We start from the raw sequence: 779 nt of genomic DNA, 5'->3' as shown, positions 1-779 counted from the left end.
CTTGTGTCACCTTGCCCATGAAGTGCTACAAACGCACTATCTTCATCACTCCACAACAATGCATTCTGCTTAATATTATCATTATCTGTAATATCATTGTGAAGCTTCGTGAATGAACTGCTTACACCTGCAAACGCATCTGCAATATTGGCATAGCTATGCTCTTCAGCATTTCCAGATTCATTAAAGGTCGTAACTTTGAAAGTAGGCGCCGTCCATGCACCATTTTCATAGCTCGCACCTCCACCAAAATATGTCGCTAATGTCTTATTCAAGGAATAAAGCTGGGAACCATTTACTGCTTCTGTTGAATCTTCAGAGAGAGTTGCCGCTTTCACGCCAAAAATACTACGTGTATCACCATTACTGTTTGCAATTGTGATTGTTCTGCCCTCTGTTTCAGCCCCAATCTTGATTACTTTCGTTTCAGAATCCTGCTTAACAAGACTGTCTCCTACAACTTTATTAATCTCATTCTTAAGCTCATTATGAATATTCGTGAATGAATCCCCTACACCTGTAAAAGCTGCAGCTACAGTACTATAATTTTTATCTTCTGTTTGACCATCAGAGTTGACGTTCTTAACCGTGAATACAGGAGCGGTCCATTGACCTTCTTCATATTTAGCGCCACCACCTAAAGACTTCGCAACATTATCACCTAACGCATGAAGCTGATTACCCGTTACTGCATCCGTCGAGCCAGATTTAATGTCCCCATCTAATAGAGATGTAAGCTTGCTATTTGTCTTCGCTTCACCTGATCCATGCGTCGCTAC

General features: G+C 41.2%; 1 pseudogene. It reads right to left on the bottom strand.

Annotation, left to right across the window (positions count from 1 at the left end):
• Positions 1-779 (bottom strand): annotated as a pseudogene (locus ACFINC_RS10425) (hypothetical protein); the annotation flags it as partial.

Origin of the sequence: Bartonella sp. AP58NXGY, from assembly GCF_042195785.1 — a bacterium.
Taxonomy (GTDB): domain Bacteria; phylum Pseudomonadota; class Alphaproteobacteria; order Rhizobiales; family Rhizobiaceae; genus Bartonella.
The sequence above is the reverse complement of the archived record's forward strand: the minus strand, read 5'-3'. Positions and strand labels throughout refer to the sequence as shown.